We start from the raw sequence: 1,891 nt of genomic DNA on the forward strand, positions 1-1,891 counted from the left end.
CAGGAGTAAAGAAAGGCTCCCAACAATACAAGACCTAAGAACTTTATAAACTTTCTATTCATTGATTTACTTCTTTTATTATCTACTGGTTGTCTTTTTGTAGATATGGTTGACTCTTTAACGACTCAACCAATGAAAGAAAAGAAGTCCAACGATGCTCACGCTTTTCATTTTCGGATTCGTGAGATTTATCGTCTTCATGTAATCGAAGGCGTTTGTGTATCTGAGTTAGCCAACAAAATGGGGCTAAGTCGTTCTAGTATTTACCGTGCAATCACTACCTTTGAGGTTAGTAATCCTTTAGAATCCTCAATGATGAAGAAGCAGAGTAAAGACATTAAGCCCGAAGACTATCAAAAGCTTCTGGATGAACTCTCCTCTTTGAAGAAAAAGCTTTCAGAGGAGCGCTTACGTGCTGATTTTTACCAAGAGATGGTCGCTTTTGGCAAAGACGTTTATGGTATTGACTTAAAAAAAGTTGGCACCAAGTAGCTTGTAGGCTTCACAATAGGGACAAGAGGCTTTACGGCATCGTCCCTATGTGTCGTCTACTTGGTGTTAGCAAACAAGCCTACTACAAGCATGTAGATACATTGATGTCCAAACTCTCTTTGGAAGCTTTTGTTATTGAATTTGTCAAATCCGTCCGTCATAAAGATCCCGGCATTGGTGGTAATAAGCTCTGGCTGATGTACCGTAATCGGTTCGGTCCTGAAAATAGCGTAGGCTATAATCGTTTTTATGACATTCTGGAGCGTTATAACCTAAAAGTACGCAAGCGCAAACGGCGTGTTGTAACCACTGATTCCAGACATGGTCTACCTACTTACCCCAATCTTGTCAAGGATTTGATCCCGGATCATCCTTGCCAGTTGATGGTTAGTGATATAACCTATATGCCTCTGAAAATAAGTCCTTCAACGAACGAATATGTATTCTGTTACCTCTCCTTAGTTACAGACTATTATACCAAAGAAATCATCGGATATAGTGTAGCCGAAACACTGGAGGCCAAATATACCCGTGAAGCATTGGAAATGGCTATCAGTCATTATAAGGGTAAAGACCTTTCAGGTCTTATCCATCACTCCGATCGTGGGGTACAATATGTCAGTTATGACTATACGGCCCGCTTGAAAGATTGTAAAATCCGCATAAGCATGACAGAGTGTGGTAATCCCAAGGATAATGCAGTAGCCGAGCGTGTGAACAACACGATCAAGAACGAGTTGCTTAAGGACATGGACTTTTATCGAATCTCAGATCTAAAGGTTGCCCTGAAAGCAGCTGTGGAGTTCTATAACAACGAACGCCCTCACTGGAGTTTGGATGGAATGACACCCTTACAGGCAGCCCTGGGTGAGGGAGAACTCAAGAAAAGATGGATCAGTTATCGTGAGAGAGCCATCAAGAGGAAGCAGGAACCCGGATTGATAACTTAAAGCCAGACGGTAATCTTACCGCTCGTCGGGACGGGTGGTCCCGCCCCTTGCCGCTAGGGCGCTCCCCGACCGATGAGTATTGTTACTAAAGAAAATAACGCGGCACACAGTTGATTGAACACCACAGAAAGCTTTGGGGAGACTTTAAGCCTCCAGAAGTATAAAAAACTTCTACACTGTTTTTTATAATTTGTTTGGAGTAAATGGAATTCTTGATTATTTTTGTGAACTAACTAATCACAAGGGTAAACCGGATTCATCAATAAACAATGAAAAAGGTCAACCTAGTTTATAACTAAGTATAAACCGAGGCAACCAATTCTATTAATAAGACTGAAAGTAGTCAACTAAAAACGTTAACATACAGGTGAACGAAGTGTTTCGTGCCGTGAAACAATCTGTTTAGTGCCATGAAACAATGTGTTTGGTGCCTTGAAACAATGTGTTTA

The 1,891-nt window shown here is 41.2% G+C and carries 1 protein-coding gene and 1 pseudogene; both read left to right on the forward strand.

Annotated elements, in window-relative coordinates; all coding sequences use genetic code 11:
* Positions 1-132 precede the first annotated feature (132 nt).
* A complete protein-coding gene (locus tag D0T60_RS18350) occupies positions 133-492 on the forward strand; it encodes a helix-turn-helix domain-containing protein (RefSeq protein WP_163219914.1) in 360 nt (119 codons plus the stop codon).
* 23 nt (positions 493-515) lie between these two features.
* Positions 516-1,442: pseudogene (locus tag D0T60_RS18355) on the forward strand (IS3 family transposase); the annotation flags it as partial.
* Positions 1,443-1,891 lie beyond the last annotated feature (449 nt).

Source organism: Bacteroides sp. 224 (genome assembly GCF_010500995.1).
Classification (GTDB): Bacteria; Bacteroidota; Bacteroidia; order Bacteroidales; family Bacteroidaceae; genus Bacteroides.